Annotated in this window: 17 protein-coding genes; 13 read left to right on the forward strand and 4 right to left on the reverse strand. The window is 42.0% G+C overall.

Annotation, left to right across the window (positions count from 1 at the left end; all coding sequences use genetic code 11):
• Positions 1-4: 4 nt before the first annotated feature.
• A complete protein-coding gene (gene rnm / locus AADY36_RS10155; protein ID WP_054561232.1) occupies positions 5-844 on the reverse strand; it encodes an RNase RNM in 840 nt (279 codons plus the stop codon).
• Positions 845-1,368: 524 nt separating this feature from the next.
• On the opposite strand from rnm, the gene AADY36_RS10160 reads away from it, so the two are divergent.
• The 6 genes from AADY36_RS10160 to trpA are packed head-to-tail and all read left to right on the forward strand — an operon-like array spanning position 1,369 to position 7,929.
• Positions 1,369-2,937, forward strand: a complete 1,569-nt coding sequence (locus AADY36_RS10160; protein ID WP_054561231.1) for an anthranilate synthase component 1 — start codon at positions 1,369-1,371, stop codon at positions 2,935-2,937.
• Positions 2,937-3,542 carry an aminodeoxychorismate/anthranilate synthase component II gene (locus AADY36_RS10165; protein ID WP_239963718.1) on the forward strand — a complete coding sequence of 202 codons (606 nt, stop codon included), beginning with the start codon at positions 2,937-2,939 and terminating at the stop codon, positions 3,540-3,542. Before AADY36_RS10160 ends, AADY36_RS10165 begins: the two co-directional genes overlap by 1 nt.
• 9 nt (positions 3,543-3,551) lie before the next feature.
• Entirely contained in the window at positions 3,552-4,571 is a 1,020-nt protein-coding gene (gene trpD / locus AADY36_RS10170; protein WP_239963717.1) for an anthranilate phosphoribosyltransferase, read from the forward strand.
• Positions 4,564-5,928 (forward strand): bifunctional indole-3-glycerol-phosphate synthase TrpC/phosphoribosylanthranilate isomerase TrpF, encoded by a 1,365-nt coding sequence (trpCF, locus tag AADY36_RS10175; protein WP_239963716.1) that lies wholly within the window; start codon positions 4,564-4,566, stop codon positions 5,926-5,928. Before trpD ends, trpCF begins: the two co-directional genes overlap by 8 nt.
• A 7-nt stretch (positions 5,929-5,935) precedes the next feature.
• Positions 5,936-7,120: a tryptophan synthase subunit beta gene (trpB, locus tag AADY36_RS10180; protein ID WP_058584825.1), complete on the forward strand. Its 1,185-nt coding sequence runs from the start codon at positions 5,936-5,938 to the stop codon at positions 7,118-7,120.
• Entirely contained in the window at positions 7,117-7,929 is an 813-nt protein-coding gene (gene trpA / locus AADY36_RS10185; RefSeq protein ID WP_342408943.1) for a tryptophan synthase subunit alpha, read from the forward strand. The genes trpB and trpA overlap by 4 nt, the downstream gene beginning before the upstream one ends.
• A 61-nt stretch (positions 7,930-7,990) precedes the next feature.
• Here trpA and AADY36_RS10190 read toward each other — a convergent pair whose 3' ends face one another.
• Together AADY36_RS10190 and AADY36_RS10195 are read right to left on the reverse strand one after the other, a co-directional pair.
• A complete protein-coding gene (locus AADY36_RS10190) occupies positions 7,991-8,563 on the reverse strand; it encodes a type 1 glutamine amidotransferase domain-containing protein (protein ID WP_342408944.1) in 573 nt (190 codons plus the stop codon).
• 137 nt (positions 8,564-8,700) lie between these two features.
• Positions 8,701-8,970 carry an HU family DNA-binding protein gene (locus tag AADY36_RS10195; protein ID WP_054561225.1) on the reverse strand — a complete coding sequence of 90 codons (270 nt, stop codon included), beginning with the start codon at positions 8,968-8,970 and terminating at the stop codon, positions 8,701-8,703.
• A 194-nt stretch (positions 8,971-9,164) separates the two neighbouring features.
• On the opposite strand from AADY36_RS10195, the gene AADY36_RS10200 reads away from it, so the two are divergent.
• Entirely contained in the window at positions 9,165-9,752 is a 588-nt protein-coding gene (locus AADY36_RS10200) for an inner membrane-spanning protein YciB (protein ID WP_054561224.1), read from the forward strand.
• A 58-nt stretch (positions 9,753-9,810) separates the two neighbouring features.
• The gene (locus tag AADY36_RS10205) at positions 9,811-10,449 is read left to right on the forward strand and encodes a CPBP family glutamic-type intramembrane protease (protein ID WP_054561223.1); all 639 of its coding nucleotides are present in this window, start codon (positions 9,811-9,813) and stop codon (positions 10,447-10,449) included.
• Positions 10,450-10,509: 60 nt separating this feature from the next.
• On the opposite strand, the gene AADY36_RS10210 is transcribed toward AADY36_RS10205, so the two are convergent.
• A complete protein-coding gene (locus AADY36_RS10210) occupies positions 10,510-11,934 on the reverse strand; it encodes a sodium-dependent transporter (RefSeq protein ID WP_054561222.1) in 1,425 nt (474 codons plus the stop codon).
• A gap of 176 nt (positions 11,935-12,110) precedes the next feature.
• Here AADY36_RS10210 and AADY36_RS10215 point away from each other — a divergent pair, with 176 nt between their 5' ends.
• From AADY36_RS10215 to AADY36_RS10235, 5 genes are all read left to right on the forward strand, one after another.
• Positions 12,111-12,410 carry a YciI family protein gene (locus tag AADY36_RS10215; RefSeq protein WP_054552909.1) on the forward strand — a complete coding sequence of 100 codons (300 nt, stop codon included), beginning with the start codon at positions 12,111-12,113 and terminating at the stop codon, positions 12,408-12,410.
• A gap of 151 nt (positions 12,411-12,561) precedes the next feature.
• Entirely contained in the window at positions 12,562-12,813 is a 252-nt protein-coding gene (locus AADY36_RS10220) for a PepSY domain-containing protein (RefSeq protein WP_054552908.1), read from the forward strand.
• A 2-nt stretch (positions 12,814-12,815) separates the two neighbouring features.
• Positions 12,816-13,490: a response regulator transcription factor gene (locus AADY36_RS10225; RefSeq protein ID WP_054552907.1), complete on the forward strand. Its 675-nt coding sequence runs from the start codon at positions 12,816-12,818 to the stop codon at positions 13,488-13,490.
• Positions 13,484-14,821 carry an ATP-binding protein gene (locus tag AADY36_RS10230; protein WP_054561221.1) on the forward strand — a complete coding sequence of 446 codons (1,338 nt, stop codon included), beginning with the start codon at positions 13,484-13,486 and terminating at the stop codon, positions 14,819-14,821. The genes AADY36_RS10225 and AADY36_RS10230 overlap by 7 nt, the downstream gene beginning before the upstream one ends.
• The gene (locus AADY36_RS10235; RefSeq protein ID WP_054561220.1) at positions 14,808-15,224 is read left to right on the forward strand and encodes a hypothetical protein; all 417 of its coding nucleotides are present in this window, start codon (positions 14,808-14,810) and stop codon (positions 15,222-15,224) included. Before AADY36_RS10230 ends, AADY36_RS10235 begins: the two co-directional genes overlap by 14 nt.
• The last annotated feature ends 2 nt before the right edge of the window (positions 15,225-15,226 follow it).

Genomic DNA, 15,226 nt, shown 5'->3' on the forward strand with positions numbered 1-15,226 from the left:
GCTCCTATTGCCCTTCCCATGCTTGCCAAACCCCTTGGCAATCTTTTGGTAAGTATAAATTTTTACCTAACTCCAACCAACTGGTCGGAAAATGAAAATCTGACCCTTGTGACGCAAGTAAGCCATATTCACGACTCAGTTCACCTAAAAACTGGCGCTCACTGGGTGCTTGCTGTGGTTGTGCAACTTCCATCGCATCGCCACCTGCGTCTTTAAATTCAATAATTAACTTACGTAGCCATTTGTTAGACATTTGATAACGCCCAGGATGAGCAAGAACGGCAACCCCACCGGCTTGGTGAATGGCAGCAATTGCGGTTTGCATATCACACCAACTACTTGGTACATAGCCTGTTTTTCCTCGCCCTAAGTACTTTTTAAATACCCCAGGAAAGTTTTTAGCAACACCACGCTCAATCAGCGCTCGGGCAAAATGCGCTCGTGTGATCTGTGCGTTTTCAGCAAATGTTTTTGCTTGGTCGTAAATGCCTTCAAAACCATTTTTAGCAAGGCGACGACCGATCTCTAAAGCGCGCTCTTCACGCTTGGCTTGTTGCACCTGTAACAATGACAACAGTGCGTCATTTTCATCATCAACATTTAAACCAACAATATGAATTTCAAAGCTTTCCCATTTTGTTGATACTTCAACGCCAGCAATTAATTTAAGCGGTAAATTATCATCTGCAATGACTTGGCGAGCTGGTTTTATCGCATTTAATGTGTCGTGATCGGTAATTGCGAACACATCTATGTTTTTCTCAACCGCGCGGTGTAACAATTGCTCGACTGATAGCTGACCATCTGAGTATGTGGTGTGGCTATGTAAATCGTATTTTATCAAAGGGAAAGACTGCTTTACGTAAGTTCTTGAATCAATGATGTGAGTATAACAAAAATTTAGTGCCAAGGCGTGATTATCTTTTTAGGTTAGACATATATACCCTCATAAATGGGCAATTGCGATGGGTAAATGCCGAACTCGTACTAATATGTAAATTAATGCTTGACAGTATCGGCTCAGGTACGCTTTACTGTATGCACTTTCAGACACGTTAAATAAGCAATAACAATGAACAAAACAATTCAAATCACAATTTGGTGGTGGCACTCGTAACTAGCGGGTGACGAATTGTCGTGTCTAACGATTTCAAAACCCGCTCATGTAGCGGGTTTTTTTATATCTAAATTTTAAGGTTTTATTATGAATTACATAGCAACTCTTACACATCATTGGTGGTGGCGCCTGGCTTAGCGGGACGGTAAGGGTCTATCTAATTTATAGGCATTTTTATACGAACCCCGCCAAGCATAGCTTCGCGGGGTTTTGTTTTTTAAAGAGTTTTTGGGAATGAGGGAGAATGAGGTTTGATTTTTAGTCATATAACAACGACACCGGGTGAAGTAACCAGTATCACTCAAGTGCGCGACTACATCAGTAGCCCACTTGCGTTATACAGTTTACTCGATAAGCCTAATTCACTGCTGTTAGAGTCTGCTGAAATTGATTCTAAAGACAGTGTAAAAAGTCTAATTTTGGTTGACTCAGCGCTACGTATTGTTTGCCAAGGCAAACAGGTCATACTCACTGCACAGTCAAATAACGGCAAACAATTACTGCCTTATTTACAAACTCATGTGCAAAACTGCTCTGCTGAGCTTGTAGAAGACACATTAACGTTAACCTACAACGAAGTCGCAAGCGACATTGATGAAGCCAGTAAATTAGTAGCAGATAACGCATTTAGCGCGCTACGTAGCTGTATTAATAGTATTAAAAGCACCACAGATAACCCATTTTCTGTGTTCTTAGGCGGTGTATTTGCCTACGATATGGTTGCTAATTTCGAAACTCTTTCTGATGTGCCTGACGGCGAAAACAGCTGCCCAGATTATGTTTTCTACCTAGCCGAAACGTTAGTTGTCATCGACCATCAAGCAAAAACAACCGAGCTAATTGGCAATGTATTTAACGGCCCTGAAGTTCATGCTAATTGCTTTGAGGTTGGTCAACAATTAGAGCGTTTAAATGCCGTATGTGACAACGCACAAAGCTACCAGGGGCAAAAGCAAACCGGCTCAAACCCAATTTCTGTTGATGTTAGCGACGAGCAATACTGCGAACATGTCATCAAGTTAAAAAACAACATCGTTGATGGCGATATTTTCCAAGTTGTTCCATCACGTACTTTTTCTCTCGCCTGCCCTGACTCACTTCATGCTTACAGCCAACTAAAACAACAAAACCCAAGCCCATATATGTTTTACATGCGTGATGAAGAATTTGTGTTATTCGGCGCATCACCCGAGTCAGCCCTCAAATATTGCGCAGAGAGTAAACAAGTTGAGGTATACCCAATTGCTGGTACTCGCCCTCGTGGCAAGTTTGCTAACGGGCAAATTAATCCAGACCTAGACAGCCGCATTGAGCTTGAACTTCGCAACGACCAAAAAGAACGTGCCGAGCACCTTATGTTAGTTGATTTAGCACGAAATGATGTAGCCCGTATTAGCGTACCAGGCACACGTCACGCTAAAGAGTTATTAAAAGTAGACCGCTACTCACAAGTGATGCATTTAGTTTCACGCGTGGTGGGTACTTTAAAACCTGAACTCGATGCGCTGCATGCTTACCAAGCTTGTATGAACATGGGCACCTTAGTGGGTGCACCTAAAGTACGCGCTGCTGAGTTAGTTCGTCAAACCGAACAAAAACGCCGCGGCAGCTATGGAGGTGCAGTGGGTTATTTAACGGGCGATGGCGCCATGGATAGCTGTATTGTTATTCGCTCTGCGTTTGTTAAAAACGGCACGGCCTACGTACAAGCAGGTGCAGGTGTAGTGTTTGATTCAGACCCACAATCAGAAGCCAATGAAACCCGCGCTAAAGCACAAGCTGTGATCACTGCGATTCAATCGACTTACGAGGCACAATAATGACGACAACATCAGCCTATAAAATCTACTTTTTAGATAACTTTGATTCATTTAGTTATAACTTAGTCGATGAACTTTCTATGTTAGGGTGCCAGTTAGTGGTATACCGTAATAACATCAGTGCACAAAGCATCTTTGACAAAATGTGCCAAGAAACCGTACCTGTGTTATTAGTACTTTCACCCGGCCCTGGCGCACCATCTGATGCGGGTTGTTTAATGGAACTCATTGAGCTGTGTAAAGGCCGCTTCCCTATGCTGGGCATCTGTTTAGGGCAGCAAGCACTAACACAGAGCTACGGTGGGATTATTGGTCATGCAGGTGAAACAGTGCATGGCAAGTCATCAATTATTGAGTTGGCTGAGCACCCTGTATTTGCAGGTATGGGCGATAAAATGCCGGTTGCTCGTTATCATTCATTAATGGCAACCAAAGTCCCTGATGACGTTGAAGTAATTGCTTGTTATGAAAATATTCCAATGGCAATTTACCATCAACAAGATAATGCCCTTGGCTATCAGTTTCATCCTGAGTCAATTTTAACGCCAAATGGCGCATTGCTATTACAGCAAAGTATTGAATTTTTAACCGCACGCGTGCAGTAGAGGAATAACATGGAAGCAACGACTCAAACCCAGTTAAACCAATTATTAGCAAAGCAAGATTTATCATTTTCGCAAGCAACTGAATTGTTTGACGCCATCATGAATGGCAAGCTTAATGATATTGAATTAACTGCAGCACTTATCGCCCTAAAACTAAAAGGCGAAACAAGTGATGAAATCGCCGGTGCTGCGGCATCAATGCGCGCCAATGCAGTGCCATTTCAAACCAGCAAAACCTTGCTTGCCGATAGCTGTGGTACCGGTGGCGATGGATCAAACACAATTAATATTAGTACCACGGCTGCTATTGTTGCCGCCGCTGCGGGCATCAACATGGTCAAACATGGTAATCGCAGTGTGTCGAGTAATTCGGGCTCTGCGGATTTACTAAAAGCCTTGGGTATCAATATTGATATGAGCCCTGAGCAAGCTGCCCGTTGTTTAGAAAATACGGGCTTTACATTTTTATTTGCACCGCATTATCACAGTGGTGTACGCCATGCGATGGGCGTGCGTACGGCCCTTAAAAGCCGCACAATTTTTAATATTTTAGGGCCACTGGCCAATCCTTCTGCCCCTGAGGTGCAATTACTTGGTGTTTATGACCCTTCGCTGTGTTTACCAATGGCCGAAACCTTAAAAACCCTTGGCACAAAACGCGCTATGGTGGTTCATGGTGCAGGCACTGACGAAATTGCCTTACACGGGACAACCAAAGTGGTTGAACTTAATAACGGTGAACTGAGCGAATACACGCTAACAGCGAGCGATTTTGGTCTTGCAAACTATTCACTTGAACAACTAGCAGGCCAAGGCCCAGAATATAACGCAAAAGCAAGCTTAGCGATTTTACAAGGTCAAGGTGAAATGGCGCATAACGCAGCCATTATAGCCAACGTTGCCGCTCTTCTTTATTTAACTGATAAAGCAAGTGATTTAAAAGTAGCCGCAGATCAAGTAAGCGAATTATTAGCATCAGGCAAAGCGATGGACACATTGAACGCAATTATTGAGGTAAGTCATGGCTAACGTGTTAGACAAAATTGTTGCCGACAAACGTATTGAATTAGAACAAAGAAAAGCACAGCGCCCGCTTGAGTCATTCATTAGCGAGGTTGTGCCAACCAAGCGAGACTTTGAAGGCGCATTAGCAGCAACCGGCACGCAGTTTATTTTAGAATGTAAAAAGGCCTCACCGTCAAAAGGGCTTATTCGTGAACCATTCAATTTAGAGGAAATTACATCGGTTTATAAAAAGTACGCAACCTGTATGAGCGTACTAACGGATGAAAAATATTTCCAAGGCAGCTATCAGTACCTTGAGTATGTGCGCAGCCAAGTTGAACAGCCGCTTATTTGTAAAGACTTCTTTATTGATGAGTACCAAGTTTATTTAGCACGCTTATCTGGTGGTGATGCCATTTTATTAATGCTCTCAGTCCTTGATGACGAGCAATATTTAGCGCTTCATAAGGTGGCTGATTCTTTAAATATGTCGGTACTCACTGAAGTTAGTAATGAGCAAGAAGTCAGTCGTGCTCTTGCACTGAATGCCAGCCTTATCGGTATTAATAACCGCGACCTTCGTGATTTAAGTACTGACCTTGCAACAACAGAGCGTTTACGTCAGCTTATCCCAAATGACAAAGTAGTGATCTCAGAGTCGGGCATTTATACCCATAAAGATGTAAAACGCCTTGCGCCATTGTGTGATGGCTTTTTAATTGGCAGCTCACTGATGGCTGAGCGCGACTTAGAAGCCGCGTGTCGTAAAGTGATTTTAGGTGAGAACAAAGTGTGCGGTTTAACCCGTTCACAAGATGCGATGGCAGCCTACGCCAGTGGAGCTGTGTATGGTGGCTTAATTTTTTATCCTAAGTCACCGCGCTATGTCGATATAGACTGTGCCAAGCAAGTTACGCAAAGTGCCCCACTCGCGTATGTGGGTGTGTTTGTCAATGCACCGCTTGAACAAGTGGTCGATTATGCACAAAGCTTAAAATTAGCTGCAGTGCAATTACATGGCGATGAGAATAGCGAATATATTCAAAGTCTCAGAAAGCAATTACCGCTTGGCTGTGAAATTTGGAAAGCCCAAGCCGTTAAAGGTGAATTACCTAAACCGCTTGAAGGGGTTGATCGCCATTTATACGATACTTACAGCAAAAGCCAAAAAGGCGGCACAGGCGAAGCATTTGATTGGTCAGTGCTAGAGACGGCAACCGTGCCGTTTATGTTAGCCGGGGGTTTAAACCCAGAAAATATCCATGCAGCGCTTTATCGCGGTGCTAACGGCCTTGACCTAAATTCTGGCGTTGAAGCGTCAGCGGGTAAAAAGTGCCAAACAAAATTACAAAATGCGTTTTCGCATATCAGAAATTATTGAGGTTAGAATGCAAAATCCAGCTTATTTCGGTGAATTCGGTGGTATGTTTGTACCACAGCTGCTTGTGCCAGCACTCAAGCAACTAGAAGCAGAGTTTAATAAATCACAAAACGATCCAGCTTTTCAGGCTGAGTTTGAAAAACTATTAAATGAATACGCAGGTCGCCCTACACCATTAACACTGACACGTAACTTAGTTAAAAACCCTAAGGTAAAACTGTATTTAAAGCGTGAAGATTTACTCCATGGTGGTGCGCACAAAACCAACCAAGTACTTGGTCAAGCACTCCTTACCAAACGTATGGGTAAAAAAGAAGTCATTGCAGAAACAGGTGCCGGCCAACACGGTGTTGCAACGGCCCTTGCCTGTGCCCTACTTGGCTTAAAATGCCGTATTTACATGGGTGCAAAAGACGTAGAACGTCAACAACCAAATGTATTTCGTATGAAACTAATGGGCGCAGAGGTTATTCCTGTCACAGCGGGCTCTGGCACCTTAAAAGATGCCGTAAATGAAGCCCTGCGTGACTGGTCAGCAAATTACAAAGATGCTCACTACTTACTAGGCACTGCAGCAGGCCCTCACCCATTCCCAACCATGGTACGTGAGTTCCAAAAAATGATTGGTGAAGAAGCAAAACAACAAGTATTGAAAGCAGAAGGTCGCTTACCGGATGCGGTGCTGGCTTGTGTAGGTGGGGGTTCTAACGCCATTGGTATGTTTACAGACTTTATTGATGAGCCAAGCGTTAAACTAATTGGTGTAGAGCCTGCTGGTAAAGGCTTAGATACCCACCAGCATGGTGCAACCTTATGTAAAGGCACCAAAGGCATTTTACACGGTACCTATACCTACATTATGCAAGATGATGATGGTCAAATTGAAGAGTCTTACTCTGTATCAGCAGGTCTTGATTACCCTGCTGTTGGCCCACAACATGCTCACTTGCATGAAACTGGCCGTGCTGAGTACGTTGGAATTAGCGATACTGAAGCGCTTGAAGCATTCCAACTACTGGCTAAGAACGAAGGGATCATTCCAGCACTTGAATCAAGCCATGCCCTAGCATATGCCCTTAAATATGCCGAGCAACAAACCGAAGACACTATTTTAGTGGTTAACCTAAGCGGCCGAGGCGATAAAGATTTGGCTCACGTACACAGTGTTTTATCAGAAGGAGGCGCACTATGAGCCAGACTAACCGTTACGGACAACTGTTCGCCACATTAAATGAAACCAACCAAGGTGCTTTTGTACCCTTTGTTACGATTGGCGATCCTAATAAAGCACTGAGCGTAGAAATCATCAAAAGCTTAATTGATGGCGGCGCCGATGCCCTTGAGCTAGGTATTCCATTTTCTGATCCGATTGCAGATGGCCCGGTGATCCAAGCGGCCAACATTCGTGCACTTGATGAAAACATCAATACCCAAGATTGCTTTGATATCATCAAACAAGTGCGCCAGTATAATGCTGATATCCCAATTGGCCTGTTATTGTATTCAAACTTAGTGTTTAAACGTGGCATTGAGAAGTTTTATCAAGATGCTAAAGAGGCCGGTGTCGATTCAATTTTAGTGGCTGACGTGCCGCTACATGAATCAAAGCTATTTCGCCAAACAGCAATGAAAAATGGCATCGACCCAATTTTTATTGCTACACCGAATGCTGATGATGACACTTTACGAGAGTGTGCGTCATATGGTCGTGGTTACACATACCTTCTTTCACGCGCAGGTGTAACAGGCACAGAAACCAAGGCACAAATGCCAGCAGATTCATTAGTTAAAAAACTAAAAGATTACCATGCTGCACCGACATTACTTGGTTTTGGTGTATCAACACCAGAAGATGTTAAATCAGCTCTTGAGTCAGGAGCTGCTGGTGCGATTTCAGGCTCTGCGGTTGTTAAAATCATCGAGGCAAATCTTGATGATCAAGCAGCAATGCTAACTGGTTTAAAAGAGTTTGTAGCTAGTATGAAAGCAGCTACAAAGTAAGTTTGTTTTATTACTTAAAAAAGGGCCATAAAGGCCCTTTTTTGTACTTAACATTTTATGATTAATGATGGCGGTGCACACCCTCTTTAATCTCTTCTATGAATTTTCGATTAAAGGCCTCTAAGTCGGCTGGGCTTCGGCTTGTGACTATACCCTCATCAACACATACTTCTTGATCAACCCAATTAGCTCCTGCATTGATCAAATCTGTTTTGATACTTGGGTATGAGGTTACTCTGCGCTCCCGTAGTTTGTTAATTTCGGCTAATAACCATGGACCGTGGCAAATCGCGGCGATAGGTTTGTTTTTACCAGCACTGAAAAAACCATCAACAAAGGCTTTTGCTTCGCTATCTTGACGTAACGTATCTGGGTTGAATAAGCCACCAGGCAGAAGTAACGCGTCATACTCTGCAGAGTCTGCTTCGCTGACTACACGGTCAACACTAACTCGCTCACCCCATTGGTTTTCATCCCATGCGGTGATATCGCCACGCTCAAGTGACACAACTTCGACAAGTGCACCAGCTTCTAATAATGCGCTTCGTGGTGACAATAGCTCGCTTTGCTCAAAACCATTGGTTGCAAGAATGGCAATCTTTTTACCATTCAGTTGGCTGTTTAAATTTGACATGTTATCTCCTTATTTAGGTAAACCTAAATGATTAACAGCAGACAACATGCCAAACTTAATATATTGAAAATATTGAATAAATTTTCAGGTGTTCTATTTATGCTCTGTAAATACTACACCCACTTTGCAAATCCTGCTTATAAACCGTCTTTGAGTGCTTTAGCAGGTTTAAAAACTGGCTTGTTAGCGCCTTCTATTTCAATTTCTTCACCGGTTTGTGGGTTGCGTCCTTTGCGTGCTGGGTAATAACTTAGAGCAAACGTACCAAAGCCATTAATTTGCACTTGGTCACCCTCAGAAAGAGACTTTTCGATAGCATTTAACATGCTGGTTAAGGCAGCTTGAGTGTCTTTTTTTGTTAATTCACTGTGGGCAGCCATTTGCGATACTAACGCGGCTTTATTCATAAAAAGTGCTCCAAAATACGCCGCTTAATCATCTGAGGTTAAGCGGAAAAAGATAAGGTAAAACAACCTAAACGCAGGTTTAGGCCAGATTGGCTCGGGAGGCTAAGCTTTCAGGGCTGTTAAGTCAACCTTGTATCTTGCGTGATAACTTGATACAACCCAGTATCTTTTTAAATTAGAGCATTTATAAATTTATGCATGCGATTATTGAATACATCCCGCTGATTTTATTTTTTGCGGTTTTCAAGTTAGTTGATATTTATTGGGCAACAGCCTTGCTGATGCTAACCACCTTAATTCAAGTTGCTTACTGTTATTTTAAAGATGGTAAAGTGCCGACCCGTCACTGGGTGTTTTTTGCCATAGCGGTGGTGTTGGGTACCCTCACCTTAGTGTTCCACGATGAGCAGTTTGTTAAATGGAAAGCCACCATTGTGTATGCCATTTTCAGTGTTACTTTATTAGTAAGCCGCTATGTACTTGGCAAAAACCTAGTGAAAAAAGCACTTAGCTCGATTTTAGAAAATGCCTCTGAGAGTAAACAAGAAATCAACGTACCTGAAGCGCTCTGGAATAAGCTTAACCTATTTTGGGTTGCGGTGACTGCAGGTATCTCGGCGCTGAATATCTACATTGCCTATAACTTCTCGCTCGATTTTTGGGTTAACTTTAAAGTGTTTGGCTTAATGGGCATTACCTTTGTTTGCGTGTTAGCAACTATCATCACCCTATTCAAATACTTACCTGAAGATGACGAAGAGAAAGATCCAAAGCAATCTTAATGTCATAAATCTGTCGTCTTAGCTTGTTAGCGTAAACAAAAAACACGCTGAGACGACATTGAACGCTAACCAATACCGCTGGCTTGAATTTACCCTCATATTTGTTTCTCTGCCGCTATTAGGCTTCTTTCTTCGTGCCTACCTCGCTAACTGGCTAATTCCTGCCCTTATTATTTTAATGGCCGTGTGCGGCATGTTGCTTCTGTCTGATCCCCATTTTAAACGCTTTCGTTTAACAAGCCTTGGGCAATTTAGTACGGTAAAACGTCGCTTATTTAGTTTCTTCTTTTTAGGGGCGCTATTCTCTGGAATGTTTTACGGTATTATGAATCAAGAAAACTGGTTTTCACTGCCACGAAACTCATTTAACGACTGGCTAATGTTGTTATTGCTCTACCCCATTTTATCGGTGATGCCGCAAGAGCTTATTTTTAGAACCTATTTTTTCCATCGTTATAAACGCATTATGCCAAGTAAAACAGTGCGTATTATTGTCAGCGCATCAGTGTTTGCGTTGGCGCATATTGTCTATGCGAATGTATTGGCCGTACTGTTGGCATTTTTAGGAGGGCTGTTGTTTTCTTATACGTACGCGCAAAGCCGCTCAACCTTCGTGTGTGTGATTGAACACAGTTTATGGGGACTGTGGATGTTTACCCTAGGCTTGGGTGATGTGCTTGATGCCGGGGCCTTTTAAAATAAAAAGGTAGGTATAAAAAAGCCGCGCAAAGTGCGCGGCTAAGTATTGAACTGGTTTTTAAAATCCGAAAATACTAAATGCAAAAAACTTAGTGGCCACCGTATTTACAAAGATTAGTAATAAAATGGCAGGGATAAACGTTGATAGCGAGAAGTTCACATACTTCTCTGTGAAGCTGCCAATATAACCTTCACAGCCTTGGCTTAGCTCTGCTGATAAGTTCGCTTTTTTCCAACGATACATAACGAATAAACACACCATTAAACCATTAAGCGGTAAAATCGTGTCGTAAAACACATCATAAACGATATCAAATAAGCTCTTATCTGCACCGCCATAGCTAACAAACTTTGTAAGCGAGTCAACCATACCAAATGACATGGTACATAGCACAGTCAATACACCTGTAGATAAAGTTAAGATAGCCAGTGCTTTTTTACGGCTGATACCTTTACGGTCACTTAATGTTGCAGTTGGCACCTCTACAATTGATACAAGTGACGTAATTGCAGCAAAAAAGACAAGTAAGAAGAATACAAACGCAACAATTGATGCACCCACGTAGCCAATATCAGCTTGTAACGCTAATAAAATTTTTGGTAGGTAGACAAAAATCATCGATACTGACGAGTCAGATAAAGTACTTGGGTCAGTATCTGGGTTAAAACTGAAAATAGCTGGAAGCACCATTAGACCAGCAATAAATGCCACCATCGAATCAGTGACAGCAACCATTTTTGCACTACCAACAATATCGTCTTTCTTAGAGATATACGATGCATAGGTCATTAAGATACCCATACCTAGTGACAACGAGAAAAACGCTTGAGCTAATGCACCATTTAATACGCTGGCATCCATTTTTGAAAAGTCAGGCACAACATAGTACTTTACACCTGCCATTGCGTTATCAAGAGTTAGTACGTAAACAACCAATGCGGTGAGTAGTACAAATAAAGCTGGCATCATAAACTTAGCCGCTTTTTCAATACCTTCTTTAACACCGCCCACTAAAATCAAATTAACGATGATGGCAACCACGGCCATATAACCAAACACGGTGTAGCTATTGATAAAGGTGCCAAAGTTATCTGGCTGGGCCAAGGCATCTAGATTACCAAAAGCGGTTTGCGATAAATAACCGAAAATCCATACAGTGATCACCATATAAAAAACAGCAATCATAAATGGCGTTAATACGGCTAAAAAGCCAGCAAAGTTCCATTTTGGATCATTGCCCGCTAAAAATTTGTATGAACCAAGTGGATCTTTTTGCGCTTTTCGACCCATGGCCATTTCAGCCATCATCACTGGCAAACAGATGAAAATGACAAACAATGCATAGACTAAAAGGAAAGCACCACCGCCGTTTTTTGTAGCTGAAACAGGAAAACCCACTAAGTTTCCGATACCTACAGCAGAACCGGCTGCCGCTAAAATAAAACCGAGGCGGGAGCTAAAATGCTCGCGTTTTTCGCTCATTTAAAAACCTTATTATTATTTTCTCAACCCAGCGACTCTACCAGTGTTACACCGCGTATTTCAAGCTTTATAAGTTAAAGTTATATGGGTTTGTGTAAAGATTATTACGCGAATAATCTCTCGTCTATTGCTAAGAATATGCTACTATTTTTTAAAAATAACATTGAGAACACACCATGCTGTATATGATTTATTCAACTGATGTTGAAAATAGTTTAGAAGCTCGCAAATCTGCACGCCCAGCTCACTTAGCACGCCTTCAAGAATTAGACGATCAAAACCGTTTATTTACGGCAGGCCCATTGCCAGCCATTGATAGTGAAGATCCGGCTGACGCTGGTTTTACTGGTTCATTAGTGGTTGCTGAGTTTGAGTCGTTAGAAGCAGCACGCGAATGGGCTGCAAACGATCCGTATATTGCGGCGGGTGTTTACGACAACTCAGTCGTAAAACCATTTAAAAAAGTATTTGGTTAACCTCTGAACTTAACTGAATCAATAATTCAGTGTTTGTTCACGGCTTATTAACTAAGATTTGGCTATTGAATTACAGAATTTAACGTAATTACTTGAATTTTAGTTAATTGGTTAATTAAACTAAATGGGTCTGGTTTAGGAGTTCCCCGTCATGCGCATATTATTAGCCTTCAGTTTTAGTCTTTTATTTGCATTATCAAGCTTTCATGCTGATGCCAATAAGAAACAAGCCCAAGAGGTGACTAAAAAGCAGGCTGTAACGATCGCCAAAAAATCTGAAGACGGCCGAACCCTAAAAATCACAGAGCAAGATAAAGTATTTACCGTAAGAATTTTAAAAACGAACGGCCACGTGGTTGATGTCCATGTGAACAAAAAGACTGGCGAAGTGAAAAAGGATTAAGAATGCGAATTTTAGTAATTGAAGATGATTTACACTTAGCAGATAACCTTCGTAATGCCCTAGAAAAAGAGCGTTACAGCGTTGACCTTTGTCACGATGGTGAAGCTGGTTTATTCCATATTACCGAATACCCGCTAGATATGGCGGTAGTCGATTTAGGCTTACCAAAAGTAGATGGTATTGAATTAATTACCAAAGCACGTGCACAAGGTATTACCATTCCTATTTTGATTTTAACGGCACGTGACCGTTGGCAAGATAAAGTAGAAGGCTTAGATGCAGGTGCAGATGACTACCTAACTAAACCTTTCCACGTTGAAGAGCTAATTGCCCGCTGTAATGCGCTTATCCGCCGTAGCGCAGGTAAAGCAAACCCAGAAATGACAGCTGGCCCAATTAAAATTCATACTCGCTCACAACAAGTATGGGTTAACGATAAAGAACTTAGCTTAACGGCGTACGAATACAAAGTTTTAGAGTACCTAATGGTTAATCCACAAAAGGTAATTTCTAAATCTGAACTAACAGAGCACATTTACGACCAAGACTTCGACCTTGATTCAAACGTAATTGAAGTTTTCGTATTGCGTTTACGTAAGAAGCTTGACCCTGATGGTACCCTAAACCCAGTTGAAACATTACGCGGCCGTGGTTATAGGCTAAAAAGTCAGTGGTAGCATCGCAAATACCGCTTAAAGTAAGGCAAGGATTTATCCTTGTCTTTGTTTTATTAGTCGCCCTACCAATTCTGTTTTTCTCAATTGGTAAGGCTTACTACGCCTCTTTGGTCGAAGCGACCGAAAAAACCCTCGAAGCTCACTTATATTCATTAATTTCTGAAGTTGATTTCACTGAACGCGGCATCGTTATGCCAAGTACTATCTTAACGCCAGAACTAAACCGACTAAATTCAGACACCTACGCGATGATTTACCGCGGTGACTTACCGGTTTGGTATTCTGAATCGGCGACCAATATCAATTTTATTCCTGATAACTTTGAAGCCCCTGCAGGCTCTGCTGATTTTCGCCGTGTTGAATACAACAATACCGTATACTGGCAGTTAACGCTTACTGTTATTTTAGAGAACATTGACCAATCAGAGCATGCACGTTTTATTTTATTAAAGCGTAATGATGCCCTACTGAGGCTGATGGATGGTTTTAAGCAAACACTCGTAAATTGGATGTATGTGATGGGTGTGGCCATTGCAGCACTTATGGCGATTGGTTTTGTTTGGAGCGCAAGGCCACTGCAACGACTCGATAAAGAAATTAAAGCCATTGAGTCGGGTGATAACCAACAAATTAAAGGTCTTTACCCGGTTGAACTACAAACCATTAAAGCCGATTTAAACTTATTACTTGAATCGCAGCAGCGCCAAAAAGAGCGTTATCGTGCATCGTTAAGCGACCTTGCTCATGCATTAAAAACGCCATTGGCAGTGCTTAAATCAAGCCCTTTAGCCAATGATGCGGATGCACAAGAGCAGTTAGACCGCATTAATGTGATGATCGAACACCAGTTAAAGCGCGCTGCAACAGGTGCGTCTGACACCTGGAAGAAACAAACCCATATCAAGCCTGTTATTGATTCAATTTTAAGCGCGATGAGCAAGGTTTATCGCGACAAAGATATTATATTTACCTCAGAGGTTAGTGAAAAAGACTATTTCTTGGGTGATAAAACAGATTTGATGGAACTACTTGGTAATTTAATCGATAATGCCTGTAAAGCTTGCCGTTCACAGGTCGATATAAAGGTTAAGCAGAACAAAAAGTTAACGCTCAGTATAAGTGATGATGGCCCAGGTGTTCCTGAGCACAAGCGTGAATCATTACTAACTCGCGGTACCAGACTCGATACCTACGAAAGCGGCCATGGTGTCGGCATGGCTATCGTGTCGGATTTAGTCAACTCGTATAATGGCACATTAACCATTAAAGATGCAGAGAAACTAGCCGGTGCTGAGTTTATATTAGAGTTTAATTACCATGATAAAAAATAAAACATCAATACTCGTAAAAGGCAGCTTTTTAGCTTTAATTGCAAGTGCATCGCAGGCTCAAGCAGAGCAAACGTGTGAGCTTGCGAGCAACAATACCGATGACACAAAACGCTATATTCAATGTCTAGATCAAGTTATCGCCGATATTCAGCGTGACCAAAAGATGTGGATTAATAAGCTCACTATGGATCTTGAGAAAATTAAAGAAGATACCGGTAACAGCCAATTGCTACCGATTTTTAATCGCAGCATCAAGAACCAAGAACGTTATTTAGAAGACAGCTGTCGTTGGCGTTATTTACAAAAAATGCCAAATGGTACGAAAGCCGCTATTGCCTACAAGCAATGTGAAATTGAGATCCTAAAAAACCATGTGCAGGTTTTACAGCGACCTCTAAAGTGATA

It is taken from the genome of Pseudoalteromonas sp. D15MCD-2 (assembly GCF_038562745.1).
Classification (GTDB): Bacteria; Pseudomonadota; Gammaproteobacteria; order Enterobacterales; family Alteromonadaceae; genus Pseudoalteromonas.

What these genes read in the sequence shown, in the direction of transcription:
- AADY36_RS10165 (WP_239963718.1), top strand. Translation starts at nt 2,937, where the DNA reads ATGACGACAACATCAGCCTATAAAATCTACTTTTTAGATAACTTTGAT.
- trpD (WP_239963717.1), top strand. Translation starts at nt 3,552, where the DNA reads ATGGAAGCAACGACTCAAACCCAGTTAAACCAATTATTAGCAAAGCAA.
- trpCF (WP_239963716.1), top strand. Translation starts at nt 4,564, where the DNA reads ATGGCTAACGTGTTAGACAAAATTGTTGCCGACAAACGTATTGAATTA.
- trpB (WP_058584825.1), top strand. Translation starts at nt 5,936, where the DNA reads ATGCAAAATCCAGCTTATTTCGGTGAATTCGGTGGTATGTTTGTACCA.
- trpA (WP_342408943.1), top strand. Translation starts at nt 7,117, where the DNA reads ATGAGCCAGACTAACCGTTACGGACAACTGTTCGCCACATTAAATGAA.
- AADY36_RS10190 (WP_342408944.1), bottom strand. Translation starts at nt 8,563, where the DNA reads ATGTCAAATTTAAACAGCCAACTGAATGGTAAAAAGATTGCCATTCTT.
- AADY36_RS10195 (WP_054561225.1), bottom strand. Translation starts at nt 8,970, where the DNA reads ATGAATAAAGCCGCGTTAGTATCGCAAATGGCTGCCCACAGTGAATTA.
- AADY36_RS10200 (WP_054561224.1), top strand. Translation starts at nt 9,165, where the DNA reads ATGCATGCGATTATTGAATACATCCCGCTGATTTTATTTTTTGCGGTT.
- AADY36_RS10210 (WP_054561222.1), bottom strand. Translation starts at nt 11,934, where the DNA reads ATGAGCGAAAAACGCGAGCATTTTAGCTCCCGCCTCGGTTTTATTTTA.
- AADY36_RS10215 (WP_054552909.1), top strand. Translation starts at nt 12,111, where the DNA reads ATGCTGTATATGATTTATTCAACTGATGTTGAAAATAGTTTAGAAGCT.
- AADY36_RS10220 (WP_054552908.1), top strand. Translation starts at nt 12,562, where the DNA reads ATGCGCATATTATTAGCCTTCAGTTTTAGTCTTTTATTTGCATTATCA.
- AADY36_RS10225 (WP_054552907.1), top strand. Translation starts at nt 12,816, where the DNA reads ATGCGAATTTTAGTAATTGAAGATGATTTACACTTAGCAGATAACCTT.
- AADY36_RS10235 (WP_054561220.1), top strand. Translation starts at nt 14,808, where the DNA reads ATGATAAAAAATAAAACATCAATACTCGTAAAAGGCAGCTTTTTAGCT.